The sequence below is a fragment of the Enterococcus sp. BWR-S5 genome (assembly GCF_016745255.1).
GTDB lineage: Bacteria > Bacillota > Bacilli > Lactobacillales > Enterococcaceae > Enterococcus_L.
Genome location: NZ_JADOEQ010000009.1, coordinates 85,600 through 100,565 on the forward strand (window position 1 = coordinate 85,600; position 14,966 = coordinate 100,565).

General features: G+C 40.1%; 13 protein-coding genes. 1 reads left to right on the forward strand and 12 read right to left on the reverse strand.

Annotated elements, in window-relative coordinates; translation table 11 throughout:
- Positions 1–152: 152 nt before the first annotated feature.
- Both IW510_RS11700 and IW510_RS11705 read right to left on the reverse strand, forming a co-directional pair.
- Positions 153–1,499 carry a 6-phospho-beta-glucosidase gene (locus IW510_RS11700; protein WP_202059815.1) on the reverse strand — a complete coding sequence of 449 codons (1,347 nt, stop codon included), beginning with the start codon at positions 1,497–1,499 and terminating at the stop codon, positions 153–155.
- 48 nt (positions 1,500–1,547) lie between these two features.
- Positions 1,548–2,966, reverse strand: coding sequence for a PTS sugar transporter subunit IIC (locus IW510_RS11705; RefSeq protein ID WP_236674716.1), 1,419 nt, complete (start codon positions 2,964–2,966; stop codon positions 1,548–1,550).
- A gap of 222 nt (positions 2,967–3,188) precedes the next feature.
- Here IW510_RS11705 and chbG point away from each other — a divergent pair, with 222 nt between their 5' ends.
- A complete protein-coding gene (chbG, locus tag IW510_RS11710; protein ID WP_202059817.1) occupies positions 3,189–3,953 on the forward strand; it encodes a chitin disaccharide deacetylase in 765 nt (254 codons plus the stop codon).
- Positions 3,954–3,993: 40 nt separating this feature from the next.
- Here chbG and IW510_RS11715 read toward each other — a convergent pair whose 3' ends face one another.
- From IW510_RS11715 to IW510_RS11760, 10 genes are all read right to left on the reverse strand, one after another.
- Positions 3,994–4,788, reverse strand: coding sequence for a MurR/RpiR family transcriptional regulator (locus IW510_RS11715; RefSeq protein ID WP_202059819.1), 795 nt, complete (start codon positions 4,786–4,788; stop codon positions 3,994–3,996).
- A gap of 237 nt (positions 4,789–5,025) precedes the next feature.
- On the reverse strand, positions 5,026–6,726 hold the full coding sequence (locus tag IW510_RS11720; protein WP_236674717.1) for an oleate hydratase: 1,701 nt from the start codon (positions 6,724–6,726) through the stop codon (positions 5,026–5,028).
- Between the two features lie 89 nt (positions 6,727–6,815).
- A complete protein-coding gene (locus IW510_RS11725) occupies positions 6,816–7,397 on the reverse strand; it encodes a TetR/AcrR family transcriptional regulator (protein ID WP_202059821.1) in 582 nt (193 codons plus the stop codon).
- 361 nt (positions 7,398–7,758) lie between these two features.
- Entirely contained in the window at positions 7,759–7,965 is a 207-nt protein-coding gene (locus IW510_RS11730) for a hypothetical protein (RefSeq protein ID WP_202059823.1), read from the reverse strand.
- Between the two features lie 463 nt (positions 7,966–8,428).
- On the reverse strand, positions 8,429–9,343 hold the full coding sequence (locus tag IW510_RS11735; protein WP_202059825.1) for a helix-turn-helix domain-containing protein: 915 nt from the start codon (positions 9,341–9,343) through the stop codon (positions 8,429–8,431).
- Between the two features lie 208 nt (positions 9,344–9,551).
- Positions 9,552–10,565, reverse strand: coding sequence for a Holliday junction branch migration DNA helicase RuvB (gene ruvB / locus IW510_RS11740; protein ID WP_202059827.1), 1,014 nt, complete (start codon positions 10,563–10,565; stop codon positions 9,552–9,554).
- Positions 10,566–10,581: 16 nt separating this feature from the next.
- Positions 10,582–11,187, reverse strand: a complete 606-nt coding sequence (gene ruvA, locus IW510_RS11745; RefSeq protein WP_202059829.1) for a Holliday junction branch migration protein RuvA — start codon at positions 11,185–11,187, stop codon at positions 10,582–10,584.
- A 306-nt stretch (positions 11,188–11,493) separates the two neighbouring features.
- Positions 11,494–12,027 carry a CPBP family intramembrane glutamic endopeptidase gene (locus IW510_RS11750; protein ID WP_202059831.1) on the reverse strand — a complete coding sequence of 178 codons (534 nt, stop codon included), beginning with the start codon at positions 12,025–12,027 and terminating at the stop codon, positions 11,494–11,496.
- A gap of 436 nt (positions 12,028–12,463) precedes the next feature.
- A complete protein-coding gene (locus tag IW510_RS11755; RefSeq protein WP_202059833.1) occupies positions 12,464–14,146 on the reverse strand; it encodes a peptide ABC transporter substrate-binding protein in 1,683 nt (560 codons plus the stop codon).
- Positions 14,147–14,606: 460 nt separating this feature from the next.
- Entirely contained in the window at positions 14,607–14,945 is a 339-nt protein-coding gene (locus tag IW510_RS11760) for a PTS sugar transporter subunit IIB (RefSeq protein ID WP_202059835.1), read from the reverse strand.
- Positions 14,946–14,966 lie beyond the last annotated feature (21 nt).

Genomic DNA, 14,966 nt, shown 5'->3' on the forward strand with positions numbered 1-14,966 from the left:
TCCTGTCCTTTTTCTATCAGCATAGCAGATTCTCTCCCTACTTGTAAAACCCAATAATTAGTGCAATTCTCTTTAGTGAACAAAAAATGCGAAACAGCTAGTTGCTTCGCATTTTTTCTCTATCGATTACTAATTACTTAGCTCTAAAGTTTTTATGCCGTCGGCTGATTTTCTTCAAACCATTGGCTAAACTGCGGTAGGTAGTCTTGGTTTGCCCATAACATATCCTTCAATACCGCTCCGGCTTTATCACTGTCATTTACCAGCGGATTGATGGTTAATGCTTTCAGAGCCGCTAGATAATCGCCTGTCACACCGGCCTCGATGACCAGCTCTTCATAGGCCTTCATTAACGAAATTTGACCACGAACGCTAGTTTCCAGCTGTCCGACAGTGATTGGCAGCGCACCGCGATAAGTCACTACACAGTTGCATTCAATGGCCGTATTATCCGGCAATTCCGGAAGTGTACCATTATTTCGAACATTCACGTAATGAATTTTCCCATCACCATTATAAATGGAATCAATTAGATTGACTGCTGCTTCACTATAATGTGCACCGCCACGTTCTTCAAGCTGTTTCGGCTTCACTGCCAATTCCTGGTCTTTGTATAGTTCAAACAGTTCCTTTTCAGTCTGTGTAACCACTTCTCCCCGTGTTCCTTCTTCTGCCGCTGCTCGTTTGCAGTCAGCCAGCATTGTTTCTCTTGTGTAATAATACTTTAAGTACCCTGCCGGAATCATTCCCACGGCATCAAGAATATCATCCGGGAAAGAAAAGTTCGGAATATTTTTCGCAGATATCTCTGTGCCGTCCTTGATTTTTTCTATGACTTCTTTCGTAACCTCTTTACCATTTACATAAATGTTCTTCCCGAAAACAAAATGGTTCAAACCGGAGAACTCAACAGAAACATTTGCAGCCTCTGTTTCGTATAGCTTCGCGATTTTATTGACGATACCAATCGGAATGTTGCACAGACCGACAACCTTAATCGTGGAATGCTTCAATACTGTCTCTGTGATAATTCCTGAAGGATTGGTGAAATTAATCAACCATGCCTCCGGACATAATTCCTCCATATCCTTACAGATATCCAGAATGACCGGAATCGTCCGCAAAGCCTTCATGGCTCCGCCTGCTCCATTCGTCTCCTGTCCGATTAAGTCATACTTCAAAGGAATTTTTTCATCTCGGATTCGTGCCGGAAGCAAGCCTACTCGAAACTGTGTTGTCACAAAATCAGCGTTCTCAAGTGCAGCTCGCCGATCCAAGGTCAGATGTATATCAATATCCGCTCCGGCTTTCTCCACCATTCGCTTCGCTAACCCACCAACAATTTCCAGCTTTTCCTTTCCTTCTTCGATATCAACTAAATAAATCTCTTTAATTGGAAGTAAACCATCCAGCTTTTTCTGGATAAAGCCTTCAATAATTTCAGGTGTATAGCTTGAGCCGCCACCAATTGTTACAATTTTCAATGCATCTTTAGACATTCCGTCTCGCTCCTTCTATTTTAATTCTTCTTATTTAATTTAATCTAATTACGCTTGCTGCTCCTGCGGCAATTCTGTTATTATGTTCTGTGCTTGAGCCAGCTCTTCTTGTTTTTCTGCTTTAACTGTCTGTTGATCCAATACTCTGAAGAATGGATAGTAGATAGCCAAGTTCACAACAATCAATCCTAGGACAAAAAATCCTGCACGGATATCCATGGTTCCCAGTGCTGCACCAATCGGAGCCGGAGTCGTCCAAGGTGTTTCCACAACACCTTTACCAATCCAGCCAAAATACATAAAGGTATAACCCGCAATGGCATTGATGACCGGTACAAAGATGAACGGCAGCATCATGATTGGATTTAACACAAGCGGCGTCCCAAAAATTAATGGTTCATTGATATTAAATAGAGATGGGATAATCGATAGCTTCCCTAGCTGTCTCATTTGGGCAGAGCGAGCTCTCAGCATGAGAATCGCTAAAGCCATGGTTGAGCCGCCGCCACCAATGGCGATGATATAAGACCAGAATGGCTGTGTAAAATAATGCTGCAGCGTTTCACCATTTGAAAAAGCCGTCGCATTTGCAATGATATAGGCGCTCATAAATGGTAGACGAACGAACTGTGTGATACTGGCGCCGTGAAGCCCGAAGAACCAGAACAGCTGTGCCAAAAATGTAATCAAGCAAATCCCAGCCAATGAATCCAACCCTGTCATAGCCGGTGCTAAAAGCTTCATAATCAGAGCAGGGATCAAGTCGCCACCTGTCAGGTTTTGAATAATTAAGCTCGTCCCATAGAAAAGACCAGTACATAGAAACAGGGGTAAAATCGCATCAAACGAAGCAGCAATTGCTGGTGGAACACCATCCGGCAGCTTGAAACGAATATTTTTTTCCTTTAAAATTCGCATGATTTCAACACAAACGATACTGACAATAATAGCGGTAAATATCCCCTTGGCATCCAGATATTGCATCGGCAAACTCAAGATTCCCAGTTGTCCAAACTCCTCTGCTGCCATGTTCTCAGCCAGCTTATCTAAGGGTACTCCCGAAAACGCCGGAGAAGTTACCAATAAGAAAGTTACTGTAGAAACAATCGAAGCATCCAATGGAGGCATGTCATACTGTTCCGCCAGATTGTGAGCGATAGAAAAGGCAATAAACAACCCCATTAAACCCATGCTCATCATAAACGGCAGCTTTAGTGCGTAGGCATTTGCCTGTGCCCAATCATACCAAGCCGATAAAAATCCGGTAAATATATTTTTCTGTGTCATTTGTTCCGGATTAAACGGTGGTGTCGCAATGATTAGACTCACTCCTCCTAAAATCGACAATGGAATCGAAGACACCATTCCATTTCTTAAGGCGGTTAAATGACGTTGTGCGGCCAGCTTATTGGCTATTGGTAACAAGCTCTTCTCGGCCAACTGATTAAACGTATCCATGAAACTCATATTTTCATCTCCTTCATTTTTCTGACATGAACAAATACAGGATATAGGGCAAGTATTTGCAGTCCTTTTTTTCTTTTCCGCTACCCAGAGTATAGCGCTTCCAACGTTGTCAAAATCAAAATTTCCACGATTTGGAAATTTTTTCCAAATAATAAAAATCGCCTTTCTCTGCATGTAAAAGCACCTATAGTGTAACTAACTGATTATGAAAGGAGCAGGAAAATGAAATTAATAATCAACGCGGATGACTTTGGTCTCAGCCACGGTCAAAATTATGGCATTATTGATTGCTTCATAAATGGCGTAGTTGCCTCAACAACGCTTCTCAGTACAGGGGCAGCCTTCAATCACGCGTGTTCGTTAGCAAAAAAGCATCCCACACTGGATATTGGCGTCCACCTTTCTCTGGATCTGGGAGCACCGCTCTCTGATTGTCATATGATTTCCACACTTCTTGATAGTACAAATCAATTCAATCGGTATAATCTTGAAGCCAATCATATTGATGTCAATCCAGAAGAGGTGTATACAGAATGGCGGGCTCAAATTGAAAAGGTGATTGCTATTGGTTTGACCCCCAGCCATATTGATTCACATCATCATATCCATATGATGGTCAATATTTTCCCTATTTATCTTCGCTTAGCAAGAGAGTTTCAGCTGGCCATTCGTTTCCATCCAAGGAAATGGTCAGAGCAGCAGATTCAACAAGCATTGCCGCTTCTCAAAGGACTGCGCTATGCCGATCAATTTTTGAACAGCTTTTATGGAACAACGATTACGCCTAACTTTTTTGCTGAGCTGAACTTGGAAGAAGGAAAGTCTTATGAGATGATGTGCCACCCTGCCTATTTGGATCAGTGGATTATGGAACACAGCAGCTACAATATTCAGCGATCAGTGGAAGCTGAAACCTTACAAGCCTCCAGAACACGCCAATTGATTCAGCAACGCGGTATTAATGTAATCAATTTTCAGCAGCTTTAACTATTTAATAAAAGAAACATCTTAAGAAGAGCAGCGCTCCTTAAGATGTTTCTTCGTTGTTCTTTTGTGTTTGTGTGTACGCCTCTAACGCTAAAATTCCTTTGATGGCTTCGAATGCATAAGGATAAGCGGTAAATCCTTCCATTTCATCATAATAAATAAACTGATCGATGTATTTATTCGTTTTAAATCCACGATTCGCCGTAACCATAACAATTTTTGGACGATTGTTTTTGCTTAGCTGCAGATCATGAATCAAAAAGCGCTTCAAATGACTGCCGCCTCTTGAAAACAGCAGAATCAAGGTCTCGCTATCTGCCTCTTCAATATATTCCAGCTGCTCCTGAAATCGTGTCCGAGTATCCATAACAATGCCGCTAGTCAAAAGGTCTGTCTGCAAATTCAAAACAACACTTTGGGAATGCAGGGAACCGAACGCTGCAACCTTAGGAAAAGACAAGATATCCTTTGCCAGCTGATGCAGTTCCTGTGCCTGTATGCTTTTCTTTAGAAGCAGCAGATTCTCAATGATTCCATCAATATATGTATCCTTCAACGCTTCTGTTCTACAGCCGGGATAGGCAAACTTTTTACTGCCAATATCTGTCCATTGGAAAAACTGATGCTTCAACTCAGTGAAATCACGGAAGCCTATTTTCCGACAAAAACGTGACACACTGGAATTAGAGACAAAACAAGCTTGTGCCAGTTGAGAAATGTTGTAGCCATGCATTTCCTTAAGATTACTTAAGATGAATCGGGAAATTCGGTAGTCGTTCGTTCCCACAGGCTCGCTGTTCAGTGTTGCCAATAAAATAATCACCATGTTAAACATTTGCCATCCTCCTTAATACGTGGTTGTATAACGAGCCGTCCTGTCGACCTGATTATCTATCTACATTCTTTTCTTACGCTCTCTCCTCACTATTACCTTATCATCTGTACAGCCTCTGTCAAGAACCTATCCGCATTTAAACGATTTTTCTCTCTCCCCCAAAAATTTTCTTATAAAAAATGACCTGCAGAGGTTGCACCTGCAAGTCATTTTGTCGCTATCTGTTTCAGCCGCCAGCTATCGGAACATTGTATGCATGGCTTTTGCCAGAACTTTAGGGTCCCGGTTATACGGTGTTACCGGAATCACACGCTTGTTAACATCAAACAGCTTGTACACCGCTATCCGTGCTGCCCGAATCGAATATTCTTCGGTAAATACCATGTCCTTTGGTATCTCGACAAATTGACTAATCATCGCAAAGTTCGTACTATTTGCCGGCACAACCTTAGGACGGTCAGACATTTTTCTCGGCTGGAACTGGGCATCAATATAGGGCATATATACTGGAATGACATTGATGATATCCTTTTCGATTTCATCCCAATCTTCCTGCCAGCCCATCTGAGAAACCCATTCATATAGAATCTCTTCACCGGTACATTCCCGCATGGTCTTATTGACATAGTCGCCGATTTTATCGGTAAAGATACCGTAGCCCCAGAAAACCGTCGTATTCGCAGCTTGTTTCCCAAAATGCGGCTGTGCAGCAACAACCGTACTCATTAACCAGCTGGAGTCCTTCAAGGTCATCAACGCACCCGATCCGGGAATATTACCCGAAAAAGCTTCCATTCTTTTTAGCAAGCTGTTACCTCTGCAAGTTATAGTAAAGCTCTGCCAATTCGTCTCCGACTCATTTCCAAAGAAAGGTTCCGGATTCCCCAAGCCTGATTTTTTCGCCGCAATGTTTCGCCATAAACGTGCCGAGCGTGGTTCTTCTGTCGTCTTCGGAGCAGGGCGTCCCCAGCTTCCTTCTGTTGAACAGTCTGTCATTGTACCATTGGTCATCATGACTATATCCTGCTTGCCGATTGCGACATTTGTTCCATCACTCAAAATCAAGTCAGTGACCGTAATCTTCGATCCTGGTTTAAAGCTCAAGTCCACCACATCCATGTTCAAGGTGAAGTCTACACCATGCTCGTCTAGGTAATTTTTCAATGGCAATATCAAGCTTTCATACTGGTTTAGCGGTGTTCTTGTCACACCCTCCAGTGTATTGATTCGAGAAAACTCCAAGATCATACGATTCATATAGCGGCGAAGCTCAAATAAACTGCTCCATTTCTGAAAGGCAAATGTAGTTTGCCACATATACCAAAAGTTTGTTTCAAAGAAAGCCGGGCCGAACCAATCGTTAATTCGCAGTCCATCCAGCTTTTCCTCCGGCATCGTCAAAAGCTTTGACATCGCCAAACGGTCTTCACTACTGAAGCCCATCGTGTAAGTATCAACAATTTCCTGATTTTTAGTCACCAAACGAGCCTGTGAATGCGTTGGATGCAGATTGTCAAAATTCAAAATTTCCTCTGTCACACTATGGTTCGGCCATCTGAGTGATGGAATACTTCCAAAAAGCTCCCATAAGTTCTCAAAGGTCTCTTCATTCAACATGCGTCCGCCTCGCACAACAAATCCTTGCTCATTCGAGCCCGTACCATCATTACTTCCGCCAAGGATATGACGACCTTCAATAACATGGATATTTTTGCCCTCAATATGTGCATCACGAATCAGGTAAGCCGCTGCCGCAAGCATGCCAATTCCGCCGCCAATCAAATAAATATGCTTATCCTTCGACGAATGATTCTTTCTTTCTTGAAAAGGCTGCTCCGTCACTGCGCCTCTCTCTGCCTGCTCCGCTCGCATCTTTTTAGCAAGATACATCGTGCCTAATGCACCAATGATTGCTAACGCTGTGCTTCTTCTTTTCATAATACACCATCCCATCAATAAGATAGGTATATATTACAATATTTCGTTATAAAAGTCTTTAATTTTTTTCTTTTAGAAAATTAAAACAATCACAGAAAAGAATCATTTACATCTTGCTGATAGATACGATAAGAAAAAAATTCGATGTCCTTTGCCAGTCGAAACAGCTGTGTCGCAATAGTAAGCGGTGTTTCCTGATAGCCTTCCAGAATCCAATTCAATAGAACCCCGCTACAGCCATAGGATAAAAATCGGGCATAAAACTCTTTATCCTCCGGCAGTAATTCGTTTTCTGCATCCATTTGCTCGAATAGACCAAACAATAATTTTTTTGTCACAGCTGAAAAATCCTTTTGCAAAATATCCGGGCAGGCAACCACCGTATTATAGTAAAAGTCTTTTTCTTTTATAATCGCCTTCAACATTTTCAAGGCTTGTTCTTCCCAATTATCGATTTTAACATCCTCTGCACTCAAATAGCTGAAAGCATCCTGCTGATAGAACCAACGCAGCAAGTCGTATTTATCTGAGAAATGATAGTAGAATGTCTGCCGATTCAACCCCGCTTCCTTGGTAACATCCTGCACACTGATTTTATCGAACGGCTTCGCCTTGCTCAATCTGATTAAGGCATCTGCAATGGTTCGTTTCGTTGCTGATGATCCACCCATTCTATTTCCTCCTCTGCCAGAGATTTGTATTAGATTATATCATTCTTGTTTTTTCTATTATACTACAGTCGCTATGAGAGTGATATTCTGATACAGGCTGGAAGCAAGCAGTAATTTGGGAAGCTGTATCTAGCATTTGAGAACAGAAAAAAGGACACCCTAGCTAAAGGTGCCCTCTTCCCCTCTATTATTTAACCAGACCCAATTAAGAACAATCTATCATTGCCCTAACTCTTTTATTATCGACAAATAGCACTTTAAAATTATTCACCGATAAGAAAAGAGGCATCCAACCACAACTAACACCATCTCCCCTTTCAAAATAAGTTGTTTATGAGAAAAATCGAATCACCTTTGATTGTCAGACAATCTCGGATATTTCAATTTTATCAACGATATCACTACTTAAGGAAAGGATTTTCTTTTCCCATTTTTTTAACATGATGATCTTGAACAGCTCACCATTTAAAACGACCTTCAACAATTTTTCATTTTCTTCTTCATTATGGATGACAAGGTTTTGAATGGTTATCTGCTGGGTTTCTATAGAATATTCTACCTTCTCCAACCTACGTCCTCCTTTTATCCGATGACCCAATGAGAGCCGAGTTTAATTAAAACTAATAAACTAAATAGAACACGCATCTATACTTCCTCCCACTTGTTTCTTTTCTCATTTGTTGAGTTAAGTATAGATAATTATTATCGTTCTCAACAGGACATAAATGTCCTGTAAAAAAAGAAATACTTTTTATCAAAAATAGCGCAAACATTATTTAGTTATTACTCTCTGCTCAAATAGAAAAACACATTTCTATAGAATACTCTTTCTTATACACGATGTTAGGATAGAAATGGTTAGTAGCAAAAAGATACTTAACGTATCTTTTCAGCTTGCCAAATAGGCAACCATGGTTAATCCAAGTAGTCATGTAGAATTTTCAAAAATGTACTATTTAAAAATAGCATTTATTCAATTATAAAAGTAAAGCAGCTGTGATTTAGTAGATCACAGCTGCTTTACTTTTATCCTATTGTTTTTCATTGAATACTTTTAAATCAAGTTCCCATTCTTTAAGGATTTTCTCACTTAAAGCAATATCACCAAATAGCTTAGCACACTGCGCTCCATCTACATATTTCTGTTCAGCTTTTTCAGTATCCCCTTGAGAGAATAACCAATACTTGGCTTCAAAAATGTCTATTGCAGGCTTCTTTTGGAAATCTTGGCTTGTCTGCATAATTAAATTAATAACTTTTACAATATCAATTAACTTGCTGTAATTATCGTACTCCATAAAAACACTACCCGCTGCCAATAATACTTTAATTAGCAGGAACATTTCAACATCTACAGAATAATCTACCTGTTCAATGACCTTATTAAATAAAACCAGAAAAATTTTCTCATCATATCCTCTGAAGTGTATGCAGTGAAAATATAACTCAATAATCAGCAAATCATTGATAGAGTACTCCTTTTTCTGTAAAATTTGTGAAAAGTAATCACTAAGAATCCCTTCACCAAAATCAGCATTTTCTGCTAAATGCACATCCATACAAGCTTGTTGAACATCTATTGATAACTGTTCCTCTTCCGGTAAACTACCATAGTAATTTTCATAGATTTCATCAAACGTCTGCTCTTTCTTTGCGATTCTGTCCTCTTCTCGATATGTATATAGTTTATAAAGCCTTTGCTTCAACTGCAAATATCTCTTCGGCAATTCATAATATTCTTCATCTATCAAATGATGGATTGGTACAGCCAGACGTTGAGAAATAAATGTCAGCTTGGGTAATGTAGGGAGTGATTGTCCGGCTTCAATTCTTGTCAACTGTCTTACAGTCAGTTCTAGTTCGTCATCACAAAAATCTTCTCGTGTCAGACCCTTCTTTTCTCTAAGCAAGCGGATTTTCTTTCCTAGCTCAACCTTTATGTCCATAGCTATCCTCCCCTGTTCCCTTTTTCTTTATTGTAGCCCGATTCACAAACAATAATCAACAGCTACACGACAAATTATGCATAAAATATCAATTTTTACGCAAACGCCATGTAGCCATCATCAAATTTAAAAGTATACTTAACTGATTTATAATAAACCCGCTATTTTTCAATTAAAAAACATGTGTTTTTTAAAATATTTGATAGATTTATTCTTGATCGAAATAGGGATAGTCAAAATGTTCATAGGCTCGGGCTGTCGCAATCCGACCACGAGGTGTTCGCTTAATAAACCCTCTCTGGATCAGATAAGGTTCGTACATATCCTCCACGGTCTCAGTCTCTTCACCAATATTGACAGATAAGGTGCTTAAGCCAACCGGGCCACCGCCATAGAGTTCAATTAAGGTGCGCAGCAGCTTTTGATCGACGTAATCAAGACCTTGATTGTCCACCTGTAATAGCGTGAGTGCTTGGTCGGCAACCGGCTTGTTGATGACTCCGTCTGATTGAACTTGGGCAAAATCTCTCACCCGTTTCAATAAGCGGTTGGCAATCCGCGGTGTTCCGCGAGAACGTCGAGCAATTTCAAAGGCGCCCTCTTCAACAATTTCTGTCTGAAAGATATCCGCAGAGCGCAGAACGATTTCCTTCAAATCCTGGTCTTCGTAATATTCCATATGAGAAACGATACCGAAGCGGTCCCTTAAGGGAGCTGAAAGCATTCCTGCTCTAGTCGTTGCACCAATCAAAGTAAACGGCGGCAATGGAAAATGAACAGGGTGAGCTGTTGTGCCTTGTCCAACCATAATATCAACAAAAAAGTCCTCCATAGCCGAATACAGCATTTCCTCCACTACACGAGGCAAACGATGTACTTCATCGATGAACAGGACATCCCCCGGTTCCAATTCATTTAGAATTGCCACTAAATCACCTGGCCGCTCAATTGCCGGACCGCTGGTAGTACGGATGTTTACAGCCATTTCATTGGCAATAACCATTGCCATCGTTGTTTTCCCTAGTCCGGGAGGTCCATAAAGCAAGGTATGATCCAAGGACTCCTGTCTTCGTTTTGCAGCTTCGATATAAATACTCAGCTCTTGCTTTACTTTGTGCTGACCAATGTACTGCTTCAATAATCTAGGGCGTAGAGAGACCTCCAGAATTTCCTCCTGCTCATTCCCTTCTGCGGAGAGCAAGCGTTCTTCTTCATGATTCATCTATCTGTTCCCTCCTTTAGCGTTTCATCATCAGCTTCAAGGCTGTTCGTAAATATTCATCCGTCTGAGCTTGTTCCAGCTCTTCCAATTTTGGCGTGACCTTCTTGATTTCTTTTTCGCTGTAGCCTAATGCGCCCAACGCCTCTAATGCTTCAGTCAATGCATGATTGGCATTTGAAGGAACCGCCTGTGCCATCGCTTCAACAGCTGCCTTTGAACGCTCCAAGTCGCCTAGCTTCCCTTTTAAATCAAGAACCATTTGCTGAGCCGTTTTCTTTCCGACTCCCGGGAACTTCGTCAGATACGCAGCGTCTTCACTTTCAATCGCATGAATCAACCCGCCATGATCCTCTGACGCCATGATTGCCAAAGCACTTTTCGGACCAATACCGGAAACACTGATTAGCTTCAAGAACAGCTGCTTTTCTTCCAAATCACCAAAACCGTAGAATGTATGGGCATCTTCACGAATCACCTGATGCAGATAGACCTTGACTTCCTCTGTCTTTCCTGAGTAACGGTAGGGATTCCCCACTGATATTTGATATCCGATGCCATTTGTCTCTAAAACAATATAGTAAGGGCTGATATATGTAATTGTTCCAATAATATACTCGTACATGTCGTCTCCTCTTTGCTTTTACTAAATAAAAAACTGCCTTTTCCGTTTCTGAATTGTCTTTAGTTTATCACAAAGCAAGGCAAATCAATAGCTTCAAATGTACGAACATCTGTTTTCTTAATAATCTAGAATTTATATTTAGAATACACTATCAAAAAGTCACAGACACATCTCCTATTATAATGGTATTGACCAATCATAACTATCAGGAGAAATTTATCTGTGACTTCATACAAACTCGTCAAACGTAACTCAATGTGACTTATCAATATTAAAACAAGAAGAATTGATTCTCCCTAAGAAAAATTAACTAAATACTATGCCGGCATAGTCAAGAATTGCATGGATTAGAACAGGGACTAGGAGGTTGCTACTTTTTTTGAACGCTAAGGAAAAAAGTAAAGAACTGAATATTCCTTGTCCAAGAATATTGCTCATCGCTTGAGTAATAAAAAATGATAGACTTTCTCCCTGCATAATGGTAGGTAACATTGCGTGCCCAATACCAAAAAATAGTCCACTGATTATTACACTTATCCAAAATCCATATTCTTGGTCTATCTTGTTGAATAAATAACCTCGGTAGAGAAATTCTTCTGAAAATGCCACAAATACTAAAAAATAGAAAAAAGTGTAATATCCTTCAAGTGTGAAATCATTATTGTAAATAAATAAAATAGAATAGACTATACTCAAAACAATAACAGCAACTGAGCTTTTTTTCGTTAGTCCAAATTCTTCTAACGACCATTTTTTTAAGATTACAGGTAGTAGCAATAGGAAAATAATCAAGAAGTTACCTAGAAAATCTGTTAGCAATCGCCAGATCAAATTATCCATTGCTATATCATTTCTACTAATTAGCCAATTATTGTTATTCAAATATGTATATAGAATAAATGAAAAGAACAAGTTGATTATTGTGACTATAATAGGCAAGCATACATTTTTCAATTTAACTGACATTCTCTTTTACCATGTACCTTTCTTGCTTCATTTTAATTGTTTATGGTAAACTACTTTCCTTTTTATTTTATCAAAGAAACCAAGTATAAAAAAGCGATGTCAATCCACATCATTCTTGTGTTAAAGATTTTTATGGAAACATTATGCTTAAATTGTCAACTCTAAATTCGTTTAGAGTAGTAAAAACAAAGAACCGGAAACATCTGCTATTGCGCTGATGCCTCCGGTATTCTCGTTTGCCTGTTCTGCTAATCAACTGAAACATTCGACAGCCTGTTGTGTTATCTCTTCAGACAAATCATTTGTTCAATTATTCTTCAATATACGTCCATTTGTAGTCATATTGTGCACCGGCCGCATGAGCAACTACACCTTTGACTTTTGAACTGCGCATATGCGCTTCTGATTTTTGGTACATAGGGATTACACCCATGTCATCCATCAATACTTTTTCAGCAGCAACCATATCAGCCCAACGTGCGTCTGGATCAGCTGCGTGTGTCGTATTAGAATCTGCTACAAGTTTGTCATATTCCTTATTAGAATAACGACCTCTGTTGTAAGAGTTGCCTGTTACAAATAAATCAAGGAAGCTGCTTGGATCCGCATAGTCTGCGCCCCAACCGCCCATGATTGCTTCAAAGTTTCCGCTATTCCCTCTGTCCAAACGTACAGAAAACGGTACTGGTGTCACTGTTACATTGATGCCATCTAATGTGTCATTCAAGGCACCTTGGATGTACTCTGTCAATTTCTTCGTTGAGTCTGTATCATCATGTACGATATCCATATCAAAGGTTTCGATGCCTAATTCTTTCTTCGCTTTTTCCCAATATTCTTTGGCTTTATCAGCATCGTGAGAAAGAACGCTCTTGTTCTCTTCCGAAAAGTCTTTGTTATCCTCTGGCGAGAATGACAGCTCTGAAGGTACCAAGCCTTGTGAAACGATTGAGCCATCGCCTAAGATACTGTTCACTAAAGCATCTCTGTCGATTGCATAAGAGATTGCTTTACGCAGGTTTTCATTATGGTATGGAGAATCTTCCTCACGTTGGTTCAACTCCATATAAACAGTACGACCATCTTTTTGGCTGACAAACTCAGGATCATTCGCCATTTGCTGTGCAAGCTCGCCGTTTAGAATCACGTCATCCGCTTGTCCGTCTTGGAATAGGTTCAATGATGTTGGTGCTTCTTTTACAACATCTACGCTGATTTTATCCAGCTTCACTGTATCCTTATCCCAATACTCATCGTTCTTAGTATAAGACCATTTTGTATCTGTTCCCGGTCCATCGAATTCTGTTAATGTGAATGGTCCGTTATAGATAGCGTTATCACTTGATGTAGCATATTCTTTGCCGTGCTCTTCTACCACAGATTGTTTTTGTGGGAAGAAGGATGGGAATGCCAGTAAGTAATCAAAATAAGGGGTTGGTTTTTCTAAAGTAACTTCCAACTCATAATCGCTGACCGCTTTGATCCCTAATTCAGAAACCTCTTTTTCCCCAGCACTGACAGCTGCGCCATTTTTCACTAATTCAAATAGATACGCGTACTCTGCCGCTGTTTCAGGGTTTGCGGTACGTTGCCATGCATAGACATAATCATCTGCAACGACTGGGTCACCATTCGACCATTTTGCATCTTCACGCAGCTTGATCGTATACGTTAAGTTGTCGTCACTGACTTCTGCCATTTCTGCAGCGCCAGCTGGTTGCGGCTTGCTGTTTTCATCTAAACGATATAGACCTTCATACACATTGTTCAATGCTGAAAAACTGATTGTATCTGTCGCTAATGATAAATCAGCACTCGGCATCTCCTGCTGAACAACTACTCTAAATAACTGCTCCCCAGAAGCATTATTTGAGCCTGAACCACCGCTTGTATCTGTTGAATCTGAGCTTCCGCCAGTCGATCCGCATGCTGCTAACGTTAGTGTAGACAGCAAAACAATACTGGTAAATTTCTTCACACTATTCCTTTTCATCTTTCTCTCTCCAATACATCATATTTTTCTTACCGTTTTTTAATTTTTAGAATATTCTTATAATACTAAAAAAAGGAAACCAGTGCAATCATTTTTTCTCAAGAGTAGAAAAAAGTTTTGTTTTTCTTAGCGAAAATAGCTGTTCATATTTTTTATACTTGTGATTAAATAATTATTAAAACGCACTATCGACGTGTGTTACAAGTTGTTTTCAGTTTGTTTTTTTATTATGTTTGAGGATAAAAAAATAAAATGGATAAAAGCCACTGCTGCAGCTTCTATCCATTTTATTTTGTCAGAGAGATTGGTTGAGGGCAAACCGCACTCTCTAATACCCTTCGCTGTTCTGTTCCTTGACCACTAATTTTCTTGTCAAAATTGGCAATAATTGACTATTTTTCTCATTATTCCGTTCAGAGACAAGTTCAATATTTTGCTTAAAAAAGAGTAAGCAGTTAGCTCATTGCCCTTCCTTCAGCAAAAGTAGGCTTTCCTTCAAAACCGCCTCACCGTCTAATATTTCATAGTCCTCTTTTGAAATCAGCTTGTATGGAACAGCTTTATAGTTCAGAAAATCCTTCAAGCGATTCACTTCGTATTTCGATTGCGGACCAATCAGCAACGCATCGACAGCTTGTGTTTGGATAATCTGTTCAGCGACAATGGCCGGTGCAGAATACACATGAACGTCTACACCCTGTTCATCCGCTGCCTGCTGAACATTTCTCACTAAGAGACCTGTCGTAATTCCAGCTGTACAAATCAGTAAAATCGTCTTTTGCTCCTTTTCACTAGTCATAACTTCTATCCTTTCTCTTAC